The 18,660-nt window shown below is 61.1% G+C and carries 20 protein-coding genes; 2 read left to right on the top strand and 18 right to left on the bottom strand.

All coding sequences use genetic code 11. The features are described 5' to 3' along the window. Positions 1 to 29 precede the first annotated feature (29 nt). From ACJ8M3_RS00635 to prmB, 6 genes are all read right to left on the bottom strand, one after another. Positions 30 to 311, bottom strand: a complete 282-nt coding sequence (locus ACJ8M3_RS00635; RefSeq protein WP_089197275.1) for a YfcL family protein — start codon at positions 309 to 311, stop codon at positions 30 to 32. Positions 312 to 343: 32 nt separating this feature from the next. Continuing rightward, entirely contained in the window at positions 344 to 901 is a 558-nt protein-coding gene (locus ACJ8M3_RS00630; RefSeq protein WP_033643908.1) for an elongation factor P hydroxylase, read from the bottom strand. A gap of 80 nt (positions 902 to 981) precedes the next feature. Further along, positions 982 to 1,788, bottom strand: coding sequence for a sulfite exporter TauE/SafE family protein (locus ACJ8M3_RS00625; protein ID WP_025303718.1), 807 nt, complete (start codon positions 1,786 to 1,788; stop codon positions 982 to 984). Positions 1,789 to 1,791: 3 nt separating this feature from the next. After that, positions 1,792 to 2,619 carry a penicillin-insensitive murein endopeptidase gene (mepA, locus tag ACJ8M3_RS00620; RefSeq protein WP_025303719.1) on the bottom strand — a complete coding sequence of 276 codons (828 nt, stop codon included), beginning with the start codon at positions 2,617 to 2,619 and terminating at the stop codon, positions 1,792 to 1,794. Between the two features lie 5 nt (positions 2,620 to 2,624). Continuing rightward, a complete protein-coding gene (gene aroC, locus ACJ8M3_RS00615; RefSeq protein ID WP_033643909.1) occupies positions 2,625 to 3,710 on the bottom strand; it encodes a chorismate synthase in 1,086 nt (361 codons plus the stop codon). 65 nt (positions 3,711 to 3,775) lie between these two features. Further along, complete coding sequence (gene prmB / locus ACJ8M3_RS00610; RefSeq protein ID WP_025160157.1) at positions 3,776 to 4,708, bottom strand: 50S ribosomal protein L3 N(5)-glutamine methyltransferase; 933 nt, start codon at positions 4,706 to 4,708, stop codon at positions 3,776 to 3,778. Between the two features lie 170 nt (positions 4,709 to 4,878). On the opposite strand from prmB, the gene smrB reads away from it, so the two are divergent. Next, positions 4,879 to 5,409: an endonuclease SmrB gene (gene smrB, locus ACJ8M3_RS00605; RefSeq protein ID WP_025303720.1), complete on the top strand. Its 531-nt coding sequence runs from the start codon at positions 4,879 to 4,881 to the stop codon at positions 5,407 to 5,409. 69 nt (positions 5,410 to 5,478) lie between these two features. Here smrB and sixA read toward each other — a convergent pair whose 3' ends face one another. The 4 genes from sixA to ACJ8M3_RS00585 form a co-directional block, all read right to left on the bottom strand. After that, complete coding sequence (gene sixA, locus ACJ8M3_RS00600; RefSeq protein ID WP_004936230.1) at positions 5,479 to 5,961, bottom strand: phosphohistidine phosphatase SixA; 483 nt, start codon at positions 5,959 to 5,961, stop codon at positions 5,479 to 5,481. 389 nt (positions 5,962 to 6,350) lie between these two features. After that, the gene (gene fadJ, locus ACJ8M3_RS00595) at positions 6,351 to 8,516 is read right to left on the bottom strand and encodes a fatty acid oxidation complex subunit alpha FadJ (RefSeq protein ID WP_089197276.1); all 2,166 of its coding nucleotides are present in this window, start codon (positions 8,514 to 8,516) and stop codon (positions 6,351 to 6,353) included. Next, positions 8,516 to 9,826, bottom strand: a complete 1,311-nt coding sequence (gene fadI / locus ACJ8M3_RS00590; protein ID WP_089197277.1) for an acetyl-CoA C-acyltransferase FadI — start codon at positions 9,824 to 9,826, stop codon at positions 8,516 to 8,518. The genes fadJ and fadI overlap by 1 nt, the downstream gene beginning before the upstream one ends. 195 nt (positions 9,827 to 10,021) lie before the next feature. Then, entirely contained in the window at positions 10,022 to 10,318 is a 297-nt protein-coding gene (locus tag ACJ8M3_RS00585; protein ID WP_072145088.1) for a YfcZ/YiiS family protein, read from the bottom strand. Positions 10,319 to 10,723: 405 nt separating this feature from the next. On the opposite strand from ACJ8M3_RS00585, the gene fadL reads away from it, so the two are divergent. Continuing rightward, complete coding sequence (gene fadL / locus ACJ8M3_RS00580) at positions 10,724 to 12,064, top strand: long-chain fatty acid transporter FadL (protein ID WP_042785124.1); 1,341 nt, start codon at positions 10,724 to 10,726, stop codon at positions 12,062 to 12,064. 117 nt (positions 12,065 to 12,181) lie between these two features. On the opposite strand, the gene mlaA is transcribed toward fadL, so the two are convergent. The 8 genes from mlaA to ACJ8M3_RS00540 are packed head-to-tail and all read right to left on the bottom strand — an operon-like array spanning position 12,182 to position 18,623. Then, positions 12,182 to 12,940 (bottom strand): phospholipid-binding lipoprotein MlaA, encoded by a 759-nt coding sequence (gene mlaA, locus ACJ8M3_RS00575; protein ID WP_033643913.1) that lies wholly within the window; start codon positions 12,938 to 12,940, stop codon positions 12,182 to 12,184. A 28-nt stretch (positions 12,941 to 12,968) separates the two neighbouring features. Next, positions 12,969 to 14,183 carry a c-type cytochrome biogenesis protein CcmI gene (ccmI, locus tag ACJ8M3_RS00570; protein WP_033651975.1) on the bottom strand — a complete coding sequence of 405 codons (1,215 nt, stop codon included), beginning with the start codon at positions 14,181 to 14,183 and terminating at the stop codon, positions 12,969 to 12,971. Continuing rightward, the gene (locus ACJ8M3_RS00565; RefSeq protein ID WP_047025282.1) at positions 14,183 to 14,650 is read right to left on the bottom strand and encodes a cytochrome c-type biogenesis protein; all 468 of its coding nucleotides are present in this window, start codon (positions 14,648 to 14,650) and stop codon (positions 14,183 to 14,185) included. The genes ccmI and ACJ8M3_RS00565 overlap by 1 nt, the downstream gene beginning before the upstream one ends. Next, complete coding sequence (locus tag ACJ8M3_RS00560; RefSeq protein WP_033643916.1) at positions 14,647 to 15,198, bottom strand: DsbE family thiol:disulfide interchange protein; 552 nt, start codon at positions 15,196 to 15,198, stop codon at positions 14,647 to 14,649. The genes ACJ8M3_RS00565 and ACJ8M3_RS00560 overlap by 4 nt, the downstream gene beginning before the upstream one ends. Further along, entirely contained in the window at positions 15,195 to 17,165 is a 1,971-nt protein-coding gene (locus ACJ8M3_RS00555; protein ID WP_033643917.1) for a heme lyase CcmF/NrfE family subunit, read from the bottom strand. Before ACJ8M3_RS00555 ends, ACJ8M3_RS00560 begins: the two co-directional genes overlap by 4 nt. Then, positions 17,162 to 17,656: a cytochrome c maturation protein CcmE gene (gene ccmE / locus ACJ8M3_RS00550; RefSeq protein ID WP_004936264.1), complete on the bottom strand. Its 495-nt coding sequence runs from the start codon at positions 17,654 to 17,656 to the stop codon at positions 17,162 to 17,164. Before ccmE ends, ACJ8M3_RS00555 begins: the two co-directional genes overlap by 4 nt. Beyond that, positions 17,653 to 17,889, bottom strand: coding sequence for a heme exporter protein CcmD (ccmD, locus tag ACJ8M3_RS00545; RefSeq protein WP_033651976.1), 237 nt, complete (start codon positions 17,887 to 17,889; stop codon positions 17,653 to 17,655). The genes ccmE and ccmD overlap by 4 nt, the downstream gene beginning before the upstream one ends. Further along, positions 17,886 to 18,623, bottom strand: coding sequence for a heme ABC transporter permease (locus tag ACJ8M3_RS00540; RefSeq protein ID WP_042785127.1), 738 nt, complete (start codon positions 18,621 to 18,623; stop codon positions 17,886 to 17,888). Before ACJ8M3_RS00540 ends, ccmD begins: the two co-directional genes overlap by 4 nt. Between the last annotated feature and the right edge of the window lie 37 nt (positions 18,624 to 18,660).

The raw sequence follows: 18,660 nt of genomic DNA, 5'->3' as shown, positions 1-18,660 counted from the left end.
GGGCGCGGCGACGCGCCCCGGCATGACGATCAGGCGGCAGGGGTTGCAGCCTGATAGAGGTTTTCCCACATGCCGCGCACCAGGATCTGATCCGGCGGCGAGAGTTCCCCGGCGGCGATCGCTTTGTGCAGGCTCTCCTCCACCCGCGTTTTCAGCGCTTCGGCGGTGTGTTCGCCCTGCTCTTCCGCCTCGGCCACCGCCAGCGTCAGATGACCGCGCAGGTAGCCACCGGCAAACAGTTCATCATCGCTGGCGTGCTCTACCATGTCATCAATCAGCGCCAAAATGCGCGCTTCAAATTCTGCGATCATCAAATTTCCTCATTAAATAACGGGCTGTGGCGTCAGTTGAGATCTTCCGGATACGGAAAGTGCTCGGCCGCCAACGGTGGCGTATTGTAGAACGATTGCAACGCCTGAATAAAGCGCGCAGGCCTTGTGGGTATTCCCTGCTCCAGCAGCGCCAATACCCGGGCGCGCACCTTGCGTTGGAACGCGATGCGATCCGGTTCGCAATCGCCGTTCAGGTTGTCGCAGCTGACGTTGAACGGGAAACCGGCCGCCACGCAGAACATCCATTCCAGCGCCTGCGGTTTGATCTCCACCGCTTCGAATTCACTCTGGGTTTGCGCGTCGCGCCCGTCCGGGCAATACCAGTAACCGAAGTCCACCAGTTGGCGGCGCGCTTCGCCGGCGATGCACCAGTGCGAAATTTCATGCAGGCCGCTGGCGTAGAAGCCGTGGGCGAACACGATGCGGTGATACGGCAATTCGTCGTCGGCCGGCAGGTAGATAGGTTCGTCGTCGCCCTTCACCAGGCGGGTGTTGTAGTCATCGCTGAAGCACTGATTGAAGATCTCGATCAGCTGTTCATAGCGATGACGGGTCTGCGTGTCTGACATAAAAACTCTATAACCACAAAAATAAAGAGGCCATTATACCCGATAAGACAGGGCGCGTAAGCAACGCCCCCTCTTCATCTTTAACCGTGCACCAAGGCGGTCAACCACTGCTGAATTTCCGCGCCGTGATTGTCGTACAGCAGCTTGAGGCTCATCACCAGCGAGACGATCACGATCATCGGCCGAATCAGCTTCTGCCCGCGGGTCAGCACCATGTGCGCCCCCAGACGCGCCCCCAGCACCTGCCCCACCAGCATCACCAGACCGATGCTCCACACCACCTTGCCGCCGATGATGAACAGCGCCAGCCCGCCGACGTTGGAGGTGAAGTTCAGCACCTTGGCATGCGCCGTGGACTTGGCGAGGTTAAAACCGCACAGCGTCACATAGGCCAGCGCGTAGAATGAGCCGGCGCCGGGGCCGAAGAAACCGTCGTAAAACCCGACGCAACCGCCGGCTACCAGCCCGAACGGCAAGGCGCCGAGGCGGCGTTGACGATCTTCCTCACCCAGTCGCGGCATCAACAAGAAATAGAGACCAATGCCGATCACCAGCAGCGGCAACATCTGCCGCAGCAAATCGGCGCGCATGTGCTGCACCAGAATCGCACCGGCGATCGAGCCGATCAGCGTCAGAAAAATCGTCAGCTTCTGGTCGTTGAGGTTCACCGCTCGCCGACGAATGAAGTACAGACTGGCGGAGAAAGAGCCGCCGACCGACTGCAGCTTATTGGTCGCCAGCGCCTGCGCCGGAGGAACCCCCACTGCCAGCAAGGCCGGCACCGTCAGTAATCCGCCGCCGCCGGCGATGGAGTCGATAAACCCCGCCAGCAGCGCTACCGCAAACAACACCCCGAGCATCTCGGGGCCAATGACGAACCAGTCCATGTGTTATTCCGCTGAGAAATGGTGATCCAGCAATGCCTGACAGGTAGGCGGTAACGGCGGCGGCACGGGTTTGCCCGGCTTCGCGTTCGGCTGATGCGGTACGAACCAGCTCGCCAGTTCGGCGCCGCAGCCATCGCCCGGCGGCGGCGTATCCTGCTCCTGGCACTCCAGGCTGCCGGCCGGACAACGCAGACGCACGTGCATGTGCGCACGGTGGCCGAACCACGGCCGCACCTTGTGCAGCCAGGCGCGATCGGCGCCGGCGTCCAGGCACAGACGCTGCTTGATCGCCGGGTTGACGAAGATGCGCGTCACGTCCGCATCCTGCGCCGCCAGTTTGATCAGCGACTCAATCTGCGGTTGCCATTGGCTGGCCACCACCTGTTTGCCGTCGCCCGACACCAGGTCGATCGGCTGCGGCTTGAGCAATTGCTGCGCGCTCCAGCGTTGGCGCGGCAGCTGCAGCCAGATGTCGACGTCGAGCCCAGACTGGTGGCTGGCGTGGCCGCTGCTGAAGCGCCCGCCGGCCGGCATCGCCATGTCGCCGATCAGCACCGTGCCCAGCGCTTTCTGGTTCGCTTTGCTGCTGAGACGCTGTATGAACGCCAGCAGATCCGGATGGCCGAAATAGCGGCGCTGGTCGGTACGCATCACCTGATAGTCCGGTGAATTCAGCGGCAACGGCTGCGCGCCGATGATGCAGCCGTTGGCGAAACCGCCCACCGCCTGCGGCGCGCCGGCCACCGGATGGTCGATTTTCTGCCACGGCGTCAGCGCCATGGCGGAAGCGGAGGCCGTCAGGGCCACCAGGCCCAACATCCAGTTTTTCATGGCGATTACCAGCGAGGCACGTCGGAAACCACATCACCGTTTTGCGCACGCTGGCGCAGCAGGTGATCCATCAACACGATCGCCATCATCGCTTCGGCGATCGGTACGGCGCGGATGCCCACGCACGGATCGTGGCGACCGCGGGTCACCATTTCCACCGCTTCCCCGTGGCGATTGATGGTGCGGCCCGGCACCATGATGCTGGAGGTTGGCTTCAGCGCCAGATGCGCGATCACCGGTTGGCCGCTGCTGATGCCGCCGAGAATGCCGCCAGCATGGTTGCTTTGGAAGCCTTCCGGGGTGATTTCATCGCGGTTTTCGCTGCCGCGTTTGGTCACCACGGCGAATCCGTCGCCGATCTCCACGCCTTTCACCGCGTTGATGCTCATCAGCGCGTGCGCCAGATCGGCATCGAGGCGGTCAAACACCGGCTCGCCCAGGCCAACCGGCACGTTTTCCGCAATCACGCTGACCTTGGCGCCGATGGAGTCACCCTCTTTTTTCAGCGCGCGCATCAGTTCGTCCAGCGCTTCCAGCTTGTCCGGATCCGGGCAGAAGAACGGGTTCTGTTCGACCTGATCCCAGTCTTTCAGCTCGCAGGTCACGTCGCCGATCTGCGCCAGATAGCCGCGCACCTGCACGCCGAACTTCTGCTGCAGGTATTTCTTGGCGATAGCGCCCGCCGCGACGCGCATGGCGGTTTCACGCGCCGAAGAGCGGCCGCCGCCGCGATAGTCGCGCAGACCGTATTTCTGTTCGTAGGTGTAGTCGGCATGCCCGGGACGGAACACGTCTTTGATGGCGCTGTAGTCTTGCGAGCGCTGATCGGTGTTTTCAATGATCAGACCGATGCTGGTGCCGGTGGTCACGCCTTCGAATACGCCGGAGAGAATGCGCACCTGATCCGGTTCGCGACGCTGGGTGGTGTAACGCGAGGTGCCCGGACGACGGCGGTCCAGATCGTGTTGCAAATCGGCTTCGGTGAGCGGGATGCCGGGCGGCACGCCGTCGACGATACAACCCAGCGCCACCCCGTGAGATTCACCGAAGGTGGTGACGCGGAAAATCTGCCCAATACTGTTTCCTGCCATCACGGCTCCTTACCGTTAGTCTTTTATCGTTATGAGGCCCGCCATGCGGGCCTTGGAAATGCGGCTTAGCTGCGATAGAGGCTGAAGTGATCCTTGCAATCCACCAGCTGCTGTTTGGTCAGCATGAACACGCCGTCGCCGCCGTTTTCGAATTCCAGCCAGGTGAACGGGATGTCCGGATATTGTTCCATCAGATGTACCATGCTGTTGCCCACTTCACAAATCAGCACGCCGTCGTCGGTCAGGTAGTCCGGCGCGCAGGCCAGGATGCGGCGCACCAGCTTCAGGCCGTCGCTGCCCGCCGCCAGCCCCAGTTCCGGCTCAAAGCGGAACTCCTGCGGCAGATCCGACATGTCTTCCGCATCGACGTACGGCGGGTTGGTGACGATCAGATCGTACTGGATCGCGGGAACGTCGCGGAACAGATCGGAACGGATCGGGATCACCTGGTGCTCGACGCCGTGCGCCTGAATATTGCGCTCGGTCACCGCCAGCACTTCGCTGGAGATGTCCACCGCGTCCACTTCCGCTTCCGGGAAAGCGTAGCCACAGGCGATGGCGATGCAGCCGCTGCCGGTGCACATGTCGAGAATATGGCGCGGCGGGTGCGGGATCAGCGCGCTGAAACGATCGTTGATCAACTCGCCGATCGGCGAGCGCGGCACCAGCACGCGTTCGTCGACGTAGAATTCCATGCCGCAGAACCAGGCCTTGTTGGTCAGGTAGGCGACCGGGATACGCTCGTTGACGCGGCGGATCACGCGCTCAACGATGCGATGGCGCTCGCTGGAAGTCAGACGAGCGGTATGCATGTCCTCCGGAATGTCCAACGGCAGAAACAGGCTTGGCAGCACCAATTGCACCGCTTCGTCCCACGGATTGTCGGTTCCGTGACCATAATAGATATTGGCGGCGTTGAAACGGCTTACCGTCCAGCGCAGCATATCTTGAATGGTGTGCAGTTCGTTCACTGCTTCGTCGACGAAAATTTTGTCCAATTTGCCCTCCGGCAGGCGCTGTGTTTCATGATTTAGCCGCATAGTTTGCCATGAAGCCCGCGACAAATCACGCGCGCCCCTCGCGCTTTTCACTCTGGCCCGAGTTTTGCGTCGACAGCGCTCATTCACAAGGTAAACTAGCGAAATAAACGATTTCCGGTGAATGAAGCATGAAGAACAAGCCCCCTCTGAGCAAAGACGAACAACAGCTCTTCAGAGAGTCGGTGGCAGGCGCAAAAAAGCTGCGCCAGGACACCATCGTCCACCGCCCGCCGAAGCTCAAGGTCAAACAGGTCGCGCCGCAGCGGCTGCTGCAGGAGCAGGTCGATGCCAGCTATTATTTTTCAGATGAATATCAGCCGCAGTTGGAAGAGGAAGGCCCGACGCGCTACGTGCGCCCCGGCAGCAGCCCGTATGAGCTGAAGAAGCTGCGACGCGGCGATTATTCGCCGGAGCTGTTTCTTGATTTGCACGGCCTGACTCAGCTGCAGGCCAAGCAGGAATTGGGGGCGCTGATCGCCGCCTGCAAACGCGAGCATGTACACTGTGCCTGCGTGATGCACGGGCACGGCAAACACATTCTCAAACAGCAAACGCCGCTGTGGCTGGCGCAGCATCCCGACGTGCTGGCGTTCCATCAGGCGCCGAAGGAATGGGGCGGCAACGCCGCCGTCCTGCTGTTGGTGGAGCTGGCAGAATAGCCTCCCGCAGAAACGACTCAGGGCGATGTCAAACATCGCCCTGAGTTTATTCCGCACCGCATCCGCGGCTCACACTTTGGCCATCACCTGCGACGGGCTGACCTGCCATTCAAATTTGCCGTAGCTGCCGTCCGCCGGCAGATCGACGTTGGCGATCGCCGAGGTCGCGAACATCGGCGGGCACTCGCCCGGACACAGTTCCGCCACCAGATACCCCACCAGCGGCAGGTGCGACACGATCAGCACCGAGCTCACCCCTTGCATCGCCAGCGCCTGAAGATAGCTGCCGACTTGTTCGGCGTTCCCGCCCGGCGTCAGTTCGGGCAGCACTTCTTCGCCCTCCGGCAGCGTCAAGGCTTCACGCACCGTCGCCAGCGTCTGTTCGGCCCGCAGATAGGGGCTGACCAGCACGCGTTCAATATCTACAGACTTGGTGTTCAACCAGGCCGCCATCTGACGGGACTCGTCGCGGCCGCACAGGGTAAGGGGCCTTACCGCATCGCTGGCTGCCTCGAGCGCCGCCTCTCCGTGACGCATAATCAAAACTTGCATATTGCACCGCTGTTGTTGACAAAGTAACGCTATACAGAAACGCCGTGCGTGCTGTACCGCCGAGTTTTACAACCCCAAAGCCAAAGCTTTAAAACGATAACGCGCCGTCTCTTTATGGCGGCCGGGCATTTTGCCTGAAAGTTTGCGTAAAGAAAACGCTGTTTTTTACAGCAATCCTCCCCGGGCAAACCTCGATTGCTCATAGAACAATCAATTCAACGGGTTAAATTTTAACCTTTTCGCCATGAAAATTATTGATGGCGCTCAAGCTAACTTACCGCTGCCGCAGCCTTGCTGTACAGCCTCACGGGCTGACGCTGTCGCAAGGAGTGATGGCGATCACAACGCGGCCCTGTTGCAACTATAGTGCAAATCGGGCCGCCCTGCGTTCAACTCCCCAGCGGGTAAAAACGTTCGCCCTGCTGCGCCATGCGCTGCAGGCGCTCGCACGGCGCGAAGTGCTCGCCGTGCTGCTGACGCAGGTAGTCCAGCGTCTTCACCACTTTCTCGGCGCCGAGTTCATCCATATAGCGGAACGGGCCGCCAAGGAACGGCGGGAAACCGATGCCGAATACCGCACCGATGTCGCCGTCGCGCGCGCTGCGGATCACGCCTTCATCCAGACAGCGCGCCGCTTCGTTCAGCATCATCATCACGCAGCGCTGGGCAATGGTCGCCGGCAGCATGTGCGCCTTCGGCGTGACGCCGAGCAACGTATACAATGAGGTATCCGCGCGCTTACGCCGCTGACGCTGCTGCCCCTCGCTCGGGTAAAGATAGAAGCCACGGCCGTTCTTGCGCCCTTTGCGCCCGTCCTTCAGCACCGCATCGAACGCGGCAGGCGCGGCGAAGCGCGGCCCCAGCGCCTCGACCAGCACCGGAATGATCTTGGTGCCGACGTCGATGCCCACTTCGTCCAACAGGGTGATGGGGCCGACCGGGAAGCCGAAGTCCACCAGCGCTTTGTCCAGCGATTCAATGGGCTCGCCTTCCAGCAGGCAGCGCGCCGCTTCGTTGATGTACGGCGCCAGGATGCGGTTGACATAAAAACCGGCGCTGTCGCCCACCACGATGGCGGTCTTGCCCTGCTTGTGCGCCAGCGCCACGGTGGTCGCGATAGTCTCTTCGCTTGTGCCAGCGTGCGGGATCACTTCCACCAGCGGCATTTTGTCCACCGGGCTGAAGTAGTGCAGACCGATCACCTGCTGCGGCCGCTGGGCCTGTTCGGCGATTTGACCGATAGGCAGCGAGGAAGTATTGGAGGCGAACACGGTATGCGGTGCACAGTTCGCTTCGACCTCGGCCACCATCTGCTGCTTCAGCGCCAGATCCTCAAACACCGCCTCGACCACGATATCCACCTGCTCGAAGCCGGTGTAATCGGTAGAGCCGGAGATCAGCATCATCTGTTTTTGCCGTTCCGCCGGGCGCATGCGCTTGCTGCGCACCCGCTTGCCGAGCACGTCCCAACTGTATTTCAGCGCATGATTGATGCCGGTTTCATTGATGTCTTTGATGCGAACCGGCAAACCGCCGCGCGTGGCGGTGACGCAGGCGATGCCGCCACCCATCAGGCCGCCGCCGAGAATGCCGACGCGATGCAAGGCGCGCGGCTGAGCATCGCCGCCCCGCTCTTTTTTCAGCGCGGTGGAAGCGAAGAACAGGCTGCGCAACGCCGCCGATTGCGGCGTCATCGCCAGCTCGCCAAAGGCGCGCGCTTCGGCTTCATAGCCGCTGGCGCTGCCGTGATCCAGCCCGGTGCGCACCACCTGAATGATGCGCTCCGCCGCCGGGTAGTTACCGTGCGTTTTCGCCAACGTTTTCTTGCGCACGATGCTGAACAGCAGATTTCTGCCCAGCGGGCCGTTGAGCAGACGATCCTGCCACGGCAGCTCGCGCTGATGCTTCCAGCCCTGTTTCACCCGCTCGATGGCGGTCTGCAGCAAAATCGATTGCGGCACGGCGTCGTCCACCAGCCCCATGCGCAACGCCTGGCGGGCGCGAATGTGCTTGCCGGTCAGGATCATGTCCAGCGCCTTGGCGGCGCCTATCAGGCGCGGCAGGCGCTGAGTGCCACCGGAGCCCGGCAGCAGGCCCAGCTGCACTTCCGGCAGACCGAGCGCGGTTTTGTCATCCAGCGAACAGACGCGGCCGTGGCAGGCCAGCGCTAATTCCAGCCCGCCGCCCAGGCAGGCGCCGTGGATGGCCGCCACCACCGGTACCGGGAAGGCGGCGATCTGCGCCAGCGTGCTCTGCCCTTTCTTGGCCAGCGTTTCCGCCTCTTTGGCGCTGGTGCAGGCGGCGATCATGGTGATATCAGCGCCGGCGATAAACGAGTCCGGCTTGCCGGAAACGATCACCAGCCCTTCCAGCGCAGTATGCTGCTGCGCGCGGATCAGCACGTCGTTAACCTGTTCGACGAACTCGGCCTTGAGCGTATTGACCTTGTCGCCCGGCACGTCGATGGTGATCACCCCGATGTTGTCGGGGCGGATCGTCAGTTGAAAGGCCGACGGTTTGGCGCGCTGCTCGTGCAATGCGTTTTCGACGCTCATCATTCCACCTCCACGATCATCGCGGCCCCTAACCCGCCGGCGGCGCAGGCGGTGGTCAGGCCCAGCCCGCCGCCGCGGCGTTTCAGCTCACGCAGCGTCTGGGTAATCATGCGCGCGCCGGTGGCGGCGAACGGGTGACCATAGGCGATAGAACCGCCCAATACGTTGAATTTGTCCATGTCCACTTCGCCGATTGCCTGGCTGCGGCCAAGCTTCTCGCGGGCGAACGCTTCGCTGGCGAACATCTTCAGGTTGGCCAGCGTTTGCGCGGCGAAGGCTTCATGCATGTCGATGAGCGTCAGATCGGCCAGGCCGATGCCGGCGCGATCCAGCGCCAGCGGCGTGGCGTAGGAGGGCCCCAGCAGCATGTCTTCCCACACGTCGATGGCGGCAAAGGCGAAACTGCGCAGATAGCCGAGCGGCTGCAGCCCCAGCTCTTTGGCGCGCGATTCGCTCATCATCAGTACCGCCGCCGCACCGTCGGTCAACGGCGTGCTGTTGGCCGCAGTGACGCTGCCGTGCTTGCGATCGAACGCCGGTTTCAGCTTGGCGTAGGAAGCCAGGCTGGAGTCTTTGCGGATGTTGTTGTCTTCAGAAAGCTGTGCGCGGTACGGCGGCACGTAGGCGGTCATCACCTCATCGCGCAGCCACCCCTGCTGCCAGGCCTTGGCCGCCAGCTCGTGGGAACGGTGCGCCAGCGCATCCTGCGCCTCGCGGGTGATGCCGTGGCTCTTCGCCATCTGCTCGGCGGTATCGCCCATGCGCAGCCCGGTGGAATACTCCGCCACCGCCGGTGGCACCGGCATCAGATCGCGGAATTTCAGCCGGCTGAACAGTTTGAGACGCTGCGACAGCGTACGCGCCTTGTTGACGTCCACCAGCGTGCGTGCCAGCGCCTTGCTGACGCCGATCGGCAAGACGGAAGACGAATCCGCCCCGCCGGCGATGCCGACGCTGATGCTGCCGGCCATGATGCTCTCCGCCACGTTAGCGATCGCCTGGAAGCTGGTGGCGCAGGCGCGCGACACGCTGTAGGCGTCAGTATGGACGCTCATGCCGGTGCCAAGCACGATCTCACGCGCGATGTTCGGCGCCTCGGGCATTTGCACCACCTGGCCGAACACCAGCTGTTCGATAAGCTGCGGATCGATACCGCTGCGCGCCAACAGCTCGCTCACCGCCGTTTTCCCTAAATCCACCGCCGGAATGCCGTGATAGGCAGTCGCCTGTTTGGCAAAGGGGGTACGCAGTCCATTCACAATCGCAATGCGGTCACCATGACGGGTCACCAACGGCAGTGCCTTACTCATAAATGCTCCTGAAGAAAATAACGTCAGCGCAATGGGCAGAAAGAGGTCTGACCTGATGAGGTCATTGTTAACCAAACGGTTACATTTGGCAAACCGGCAGAGATCAAAACTGCGAGCAGGCGCACTTTCTATCGGGGCGGCACGGGGAAGGAAATCCCCGGCGCGCAGCAGGCGGCGCCGGGGGTAAAGCGGGGATTAACGCAGGCCGAGCTGGAAGATCAGGGTTTCCGCCTGGCAGGCGAAGGTGAAATCGGCCTCCAACTGCACGCCACCGTCAACCGGTTTAATGCTACTGCTGATGTCACAAGGATCGGATTCGACCGCGCGCGCCTTTTCGCTCAGGGCCGCCAGCATCGCTTCCGCATCTTGTTGATTACTGAACACCTGGCTGTAGGACGCGGTGCAATCGGTGTTATCCATCACGGTGCCGACATCCACGCAGCAACACGCGGCGGTTTCCTGGGCGCTGCATTTATTAATTGCATCTGACATGATTGGTTCTCCTCAAGGGCCTCTGTTATCAGCCCAAATTGCCGTTTTATTCACCGGCGCAAAGCCACGAAATTCTGTGGGTATTTTACGCTCCCAAGCCGGCAATCACTAGCACTTACTTTTACTGGGTGTTTTAAGTGATGGAAATCACAAATAAAAATGAGCGCCTGCTAAGAAATGGTAAGAATTTTGTTATTTACCACTGTCTTTTTGTTAAGCAGATCTCTTTTTTGATATCAGAGTGGAAATATTTCAAAAACAAACTTGCAACATTTTCACAGGTCAGACCTATACTTCAGCCACTGGTCTGATTTGTCTGAACGATAACGGACCCTACAATCCCGCGCTCCTTGTTACTTCGTGTAACAATAGTTTAAATAATAAACACATAATGAGGTTTTGGTCATGAGCCAGAAAAACCTATTGACTAAATCAGCTCTCGCAGCTGCAGTGGCAATTATTTCTTCAAACGTGTCTGCCGCAGGATTCCAGCTGAATGAGTTCTCATCAGCTGGTTTAGGACGTTCGTATTCTGGCGAAGGCGCCATGGCGGATACGGCGGCCTCCGCAAGCCGCAACCCGGCGTTGCTGATGATGTATACCCGCCCGGAACTCTCTTTCGGCGCAGTCTTCATCGATCCGGACGTAGATATTTCCGGTACCTCACCTTCCCGCGCCAGTCTGGATGCGAAAAACATCGCGCCGACCGCCTGGGTGCCGAACCTGCATTATGTTCACCCGATTAACGATCAATTCGCCGTAGGCGGCTCGGTCACCAGCAACTTCGGTTTGGCGACCGAATTCAATAACGGTTACACCGCAGGCGCTTACGGCGGTAAAACCGATCTGGAAACCCTGAACCTGAACCTGAGCGGCGCCTATCGTCTGGACCAACACTTCAGCTTTGGCCTGGGCTTTGACGCCGTCTACGCCAAGGCTAAACTCGAGCGTTACGCCGGTGAATTGCCTAAGCTATTGGCCGCTCAAGGCTTACAAACCGGTAGATTAACGCAGCAGCAAGCCGGAATGATCGCTCAAATCCCTGGCGATACCCAGATTTCTCACCTGAAAGGCGATAAATGGGGCTTCGGCTGGAACGCCGGTATTCTCTACGAAGTGGATGAAAACAACCGTTACGGCTTCACCTATCGCTCTGAAGTGAAAATCAAGTTCGACGGCGATTACAAGAGCAGCCTGCCGGCACAGTACAACCCAATTACCCAGGCGCTGGGCGTTGGTTTACCGTGGGGCACCAGCGGCAGCACCATTCCAGGTTCTCTGGATCTGAACCTGCCGGAAATGTGGGAGCTGTCCGGTTACAACAAAGTGGCGCCGCAGTGGGCCGTTCACTACAGCCTGGCCTACACCAGTTGGAGCCAGTTCCAGGAGCTGAGAGCCACCGGCAACAACGGCCAGACGCTGTTCGAGAAGCATGAAGGCTTCCGCGATGCCTACCGTATCGCATTGGGCACCACCTACTTCTACGACGACAACTGGACCTTCCGTACCGGTATCGCCTTCGATGACAGCCCGGTGCCTGCCCAAAACCGTTCGATTTCCATTCCCGATCAGGATCGTTTCTGGCTGAGTGCCGGTACTACCTATGCGTTCAACAAAGACGCCTCGGTTGACGTCGGCGTGTCCTACATGCACGGCCAGAAAGTCACCATCAATGAAGGTCCTTACACCTTCAACTCGGTGGGTAAAGCCTGGCTGTACGGCGCCAACTTCAACTACCGCTTCTAATCTCGCTTGAGATGGATGCCAAAGCGCCCCGCGGGGCGCTTTTTCTTTGCCTGTCGCTCGCAGCGGGCGTAAAAAAACCCGCCAGACGGCGGGTTTTCATGGGCATAAAGCCGGCGGTTACTGCGAGTCGATCTCGTCCAGATCGCCCTGAATCGCCTTGGCGTTCGGGTTCTCTTCCGGCTTGAGCGAACCGCCGTTGGCGATGAAGTCGTGGCGCTGGAAGTAAGCTTCGCGCACCATGACATAAGGATCGGAGGAGTTGCGCAGCAGGCCGTCGGAATCCAGCAGTTGAGCGCGAGTTTCGATACCCTCGACCACCCATTTGCCCGCCGACATCCAGAAAGTCAGGTAGCTCAGCATCGGATACAGCGTATCCGCAAAGTCGCCGCCGTCTTCACGCAGGGTAAAGCTGCCGTAGCCCGGCAGCATCACGTACGGACCGTAGCCCACATCGTAATGCCCCAACGTGCTGCCGAAACGGTTCGGCTCTTCGCGCGCCAGTTTCGGGTTGGCCATGCCGGCCACGTCGATCAGGCCGCCCATCCCGAGCAGGGTGTTCAGGAAGAAACGGTTGAAGTGGATCATCCCGCGGTAAGGATCCCCCTTCAGGAAGGCGTTGACCATGCTGGCCGGCTCTTCCAGGTTGGAGGTGAAGTTGCTGATGCCGTTACGCGCCGGCATCGGCACGTAGTCACGCCAGGCCACCGCGACCGGACGCAGGATATAAGGATCCAGGACGTTGTAGTTGAAGTCGAACATCGTCCGGTTAAATCCTTCCAGAGGATCGGAACGCCCTTGCGGCTCATTGTCTGGCGCGCTGGCACAGCCCACCAGTAATGCCGCTGCGAATGCCACCCCAGTCAGGCGAAAGTTCATATTTTTCTCCATAAAAACACGTTCGGTCTTATTTTTCAGGGACCTGCTTGTTTATCTGAACGCTAACCTGCTCTTTGCCGCTGAATGTCTGCAGCGAGCTTTCGCCGAACCAGTCCCCCGGCTGCGGCGTGGCCAATCCGTCCTGTGAGAGGCGCACACGCACCTGCACCTGATGCTGTGCCGAGAGTAGACGCTCGGGCATCATGGCGTTGCTGTCGTCCAGAGAGAAAGACAGCGGAAAACGGCTCAGCGGCAATTGTTTTACCGCGACCGGCACCGGGCTGACGCCGTCGGTCACCGAGATAACCAGCGTCCCCTGCGGCGGCATGGCTTTCGCCGCCTGCGGTGACAGTGAAACAGTCACATTCAGTTTAACAGTTTCTCCGCCGGCCTGGGCTTTTGCTTGTGCAATACTGCGCTTTATCACTTCCGCGCGCGGATCGTTGGCCGGCAGCAGCTGCAGCATCACTTGCCAGGCGCCGATCGCCTGTTTGAAATCGCCCTGTTCGAAAGCGTTGAACGCCAACAGGCTGAGCACCCGCGGATCGCTGTGATTTTCCGCGATCATGCGCCGCAACAGCTGCGTCGCCTGCTTGTTATCCTCCGGATCGTTGGATCGCGTCAAGACCTCGGCATAGCCGAGCCGCACTTCCAGACTATTCGGATCCAATTGATAGGCATGAGCAAATGCCTGCGTGGCGGTGGTGGCGTTGTTCAACGCCATGCCGACGCGCCCCAGCATCATCCAGTCATTGATATTGCGATCGTCCTGCTGCAGCTCGGTGCGCAGCCCCAGCCCGAGGCGAGCGATCTCTTCCATGCTCAGCGGTTTGGCGCGCTCATTGGCGACACGCTCACGCAATTCCGGCATTTGCGCCTGCACCAGACGCCAATCCAGCACCTGCGCCAACCCGCCGGTTTTCAGATAAAAGCCAACGGTCACCGCCAGCAATAACAGCACGCCCGGCACTAACGCCCAACGGTTGATCGGTTTCGCCTGCTCTGCCTGTTCGACGGGGATGTCGTTCAACAGGTTCTGTTGCAGCTCTTTAACCAGCTCCGGGCGCTCGGCCACCACGCCCTGCTGCTCGTCCTGCTCCAGTTCGCTGAGGCGATCCTGATAGAACGCCTTGTTCAGCGCATCGCGCGTAGCGGCGCTCTGTTTGCCGTGGCGCATCGCCGGCACCACCAGCAACGCGGCGGCGCCGGCCAGCAACACGCAAATAATCAGCCAAAAAGCCATTAGGGTTTCTTCCTGTCAGTCTCTTGCAACAACGCCGCCAGGCGCTGCCGTTCCCGTTCGGAGAATTCATCGTCCACCGCCGCATCGAGCCGGCGACGGGTGCGCAGGATCACCACCGCCCCGCCTATCAGCACGAACAGCAGCGGGCCGATCCACAAGATCAGCGTCGCCGGCGTTACCGGCGGTTCGTAGGTGACGAAATTGCCATAACGCGCCACCATGTAGTCGATGATCTGCTGCTTGCTTTGCCCCTGCATCATCAGCTCGTACACCTTGGTGCGCATGTCTGCGGCGATAATGGCGTTGGAATCGGCAATGCTGTTGTTCTGGCATTTCGGGCAGCGCAGCTGTTCGGTCAACTCGCGATACTGTTGCTCCTGCTCGACGGAGTTGAAGCGATAGGTATCGATCGCCGCAGCGGCGCTCCAGCTCAGCAATGCGGCGAACAGCAGGGCAATCAGCCTCATGCCTCACCCCCGTACTTTCTATACAGCGGCAGCACTTCCTGCTGCCAGACGCGCTCGTTCATGTCGCCGGCATGGCGATAGCGAATGATCCCCTGTCCGTCGATAAGGAAGGTCTCAGGCGCGCCGTACACCCCAAGATCCAACCCCAGCATGCCGTCGCCGTCGTACAGGCTGAGCGCATAGGGATTGCCGAGGGAATTAAGCCAGGTCACCGCCTTGGCGCGATCGTCTTTATAGTTCAAGCCGACCACCCGCACGCCGCGCGCCGCCAGCGTATTGAGATACTGGTGCTCCGCGCGGCAGGTCGGACACCAGGTGGCCCAGACGTTGAGCAATATCGGCTTGCCGTCGCGCAGCACCGCCTGATCGTAGGTTTTGCCCGGCTGATCCAACGATTCCAGCCTGAAGGTCGGCACCGGTTTGCCGATCAGCGCCGACTCCAGCATGGTCGGATCTTCGCCGCCGGCGTTGCGTGTCAGTTGCACCATCAGGGCCGCCACCAGCAGCAGGAAGAGCACCAACGGGATAAACAGCAGCTTACGCTTCATGATTGCGCCTCCAGCTTGCCTTCACGCTTGAGCTTTTTGCTCATGCGATAACGCGGGTCGAGAATGCACAGCAGGCCGCCGAGCGCCATAAAGACGCCGCCGAACCAGATCCAGCGCACGAAGGGTTTGTAATACAGACGCACCGCCCAGGATCCGTCTTCCAGCTCCTCGCCCAGCGCTGCGTACAGATCGCGGCTGAACCCGCCGTCGATCGCCGCCTCGGTCATCATGCTGCGCGCCACGCTGTAGTAGCGTTTCTCCGCGTGCAGCGTCGCCTCCGGCTTGCCGTTGCGCGTGACGTCGATGATGCCGACGCCGCCGCTGTAGTTCGGGCCGCGAATGTCGTGCACGTCGCGGAACACGAAGTGATAGTTGTGGATATCCACGCTGTCGCCGGCCTTCATCCGCACGTCGCGCTCCACGCTGTAGTTCTGGCTGAAGGCGATGCCGATCACCGTCACCGCCACGCCGAGGTGGCCGAGCACCATGCCCCAGTGGCTACGGGACAGCTGCCGCAGGCCGCGCCAGAAACCGTGACGATGGGTGGCGCGCTCATGCAGCTCCATCAGCGTCAGGATGATCACCCACAGCGCCATAATCAGGCCCACCACCGTCATGCCGGCGATGCTGTCCTGCAACAGCCACGGCAGCAGAATCGACAGCACCAGCGTCACCAGCAGCGCCACGCCGAGGCGGCGCCACAGCTTGCCCGGCTCATCGCGGCGCCAGCGCACCAGCGGCCCGATGCCCAACAGCAGCGCCAGCGGCGCCATCAGCCAGGTGAACATGGTGTTGAAGAACGGCTCGCCGATCGAAATGCTGCCCAGCCCCAACTGTTTGTGCACCAGCGGCAGCAGCGTGCCCAACAGCACCACCAGCATGGCGGCGATCAGCAGCACGTTGTTGCCCAGCAGGAAGGTCTCGCGCGAGAAGGTCTCGTGCTGCACCCGGCTGCGCACCTGGCCGCCCTTGACCGCGTACAGCAGCAGCGAACCGCCGATGACGATCACCAGATAGGCGAGAATAAACATGCCGCGCGCCGGATCGGAGGCGAAGGAGTGCACCGAGACCAGCACGCCGGAGCGCACCAGGAAGGTGCCCAGCAGGCACAGCGAGAAAGCGGTGATCGCCAGCAACACCGTCCAGGCTTTGAACGTGCCGCGTTTCTCGGTCACCGCCAGCGAATGCATCAGCGCGGTGCCGGCCAGCCACGGCATAAAGGAAGCGTTCTCCACCGGATCCCAGAACCACCAGCCGCCCCAGCCCAGCTCATAGTAGGCCCAGGCCGATCCGAGCACGATGCCCAGCGTGAGGAACACCCAGGCGGCGGTGGTCCACGGGCGCGACCAGCGCGCCCAGGCGGTGTCGAGCCGGCCGGCCATCAGCGAGGCGATGGCGAACGCGAAGGCGACCGAGAAGCCGACATAGCCCATGTACAGCAGCGGCGGGTGGAAGATCAGGCCGATATCCTGCAGCAGCGGGTTGAGATCGCTGCCGTCGATCGGGAAGTTAGGCAACGTGCGGGTGAACGGGTTGGAGGTCATGATGATGAACAGCAGGAAGCCGGCGGTGATCATGCCCATCACCGACAACACCCGCGCCACCGCGTCCTGTGGCATCGCCCGGCTGCACAACGCCACCGCCAGCGACCAGCAGCTCAGCAGCAGCACCCACAGCAGCAGCGAACCTTCGTGCGCCCCCCAGGTGGCGGCGATGCGGTAATACACCGGCAGTTGGGTATTGGAGTTGGTGGCCACGTAGGCGACGGTAAAGTCATTGACCACGAAGGCATGCACCAGGCACAGGAACGCCAGCGCAATCGCGGCGAACATGCCGTAGGTCAGCGGGCGGGCCACCGCCATCATGCGGCTGTCCTGCCGCGCCGCGCCCCACTGCGGGTAAATGCTCAGCAGCAGCGCGATCGCCAGCGCCAGGCACAGCAGAAAACTGCCCAGTTCCGGCATCATGACTTGGCGCCCTCCGCCTGCGGCGCGTTATACGCTTCCGCCGGCCCTTTGTGATTCTCTTTCATCGCGTCGGCCACTTCCGGCGGGGTGTATTTCTCGTCGTGCTTGGCCAGCACTTCGCGCGCGTTGACCACGTTGCCCTCGCCCAGCACGCCCTGCGCCACCACGCCCTGCCCTTCGCGGAACAGGTCCGGCAGAATGCCGGTGTAGGTCACGCCGATCGCGCCGCGCGCATCGTAAATCTTGAAGCTGACCTGCAGCGTATTGGGATCGCGTTTCACCGAGCCGGGCATCACCATGCCTCCGATGCGCAGCCGCTGGCCGACCTCGGGCTTCTCATGGTTTTCGCCCTTACCCTGCAGGATTTCACCCGGGGTGTAGAACAGATCGATGTTGGAGCGCAGCGCGTACAGCATCAGGGTTGCGGTCAGCGCGATGCCGATCAGCACAACGATCGCCAGATAAAGGCGGCTTTTACGACGTGGATTCACAATGATTTCTCCCGCGGTGCGGCGGATTTTTGTTTTGATTGTTGCGCATGGCGAATGCGCCGCTCGCGCGCCTGACGGCGGCCGATCTCGGCGAGCAATAGCCGTCGCTGCCAGACGGTGTGCGCCACCAGCCCCAACAGCGAAATCAGCGTGACGGCGACCGCCAGCCAGACATAGAAGGCATAACCGCCCATGGCGAAAAACGCCGGCCAGGAATCGAACGCGGCATTCATGACTGACGCTCCTTATTCACCAGCCCGGCAACCCACGGGCGCTGGCGCTCCTGGAACAGGATAAGATTGCGCAGGCGCATCAGCGTCAGCGTGATGAACAACAGCAGATAGCCGAGGATCGCCCAGCGCAGCGGGGTGCGCATGCTTGGCGCGATGGATTGCTGCATGTTGGTCGAGCCCTGATGCAGCGTATTCCACCATTCGACGGAGAAATGGATGATCGGAATGTTCACCACGCCCACCAGCACCAGAATGCCGGCGGCCCGGCCCGCCAGGCGACGGTCTTCAAAAGCGTTATACAGCGCGATAACGCCCATATAGAGGAACAGCAGCACCAGCTCGGAGGTCAGCCGCGCGTCCCATACCCACCAGGTGCCCCACATCGGCTTACCCCAGGCGGAACCGGTCACCAGCGCGATAAAGGTGAACACCGCGCCGATCGGCGCCATCGCCGCCACCACGGTATCGGACATTTTCATCTGCCACACCAGGCCGATAAACGCCGCCACCGCCATCGAGGCGTAGATGCCCATCGACCACATGGCCGCCGGGACATGAATATAAATGATGCGGAAGCTGTCGCCCTGCTGATAATCCTTCGGCGCGAAGCCAAAGCCCCATGCCCAGCCGAGCAGCAGGCAGGCCGCCGCCGCCAGCCCCAGCCAGGGGATAAAGCGGCCGCAGACGTGATACAGCCGTTCGGGCCGCGCCAGTTGATGTAACCATTTCCACATTGTCGTCAGTGCTCACGGTAATTTTTATGCGTCGGCC

The organism is Serratia sp. CY55921 (genome assembly GCF_052167655.1).
In the GTDB taxonomy this organism is placed as follows: Bacteria; Pseudomonadota; Gammaproteobacteria; order Enterobacterales; family Enterobacteriaceae; genus Serratia; species Serratia ureilytica.
This window is presented reverse-complemented; position numbering and strand designations above follow the sequence as displayed.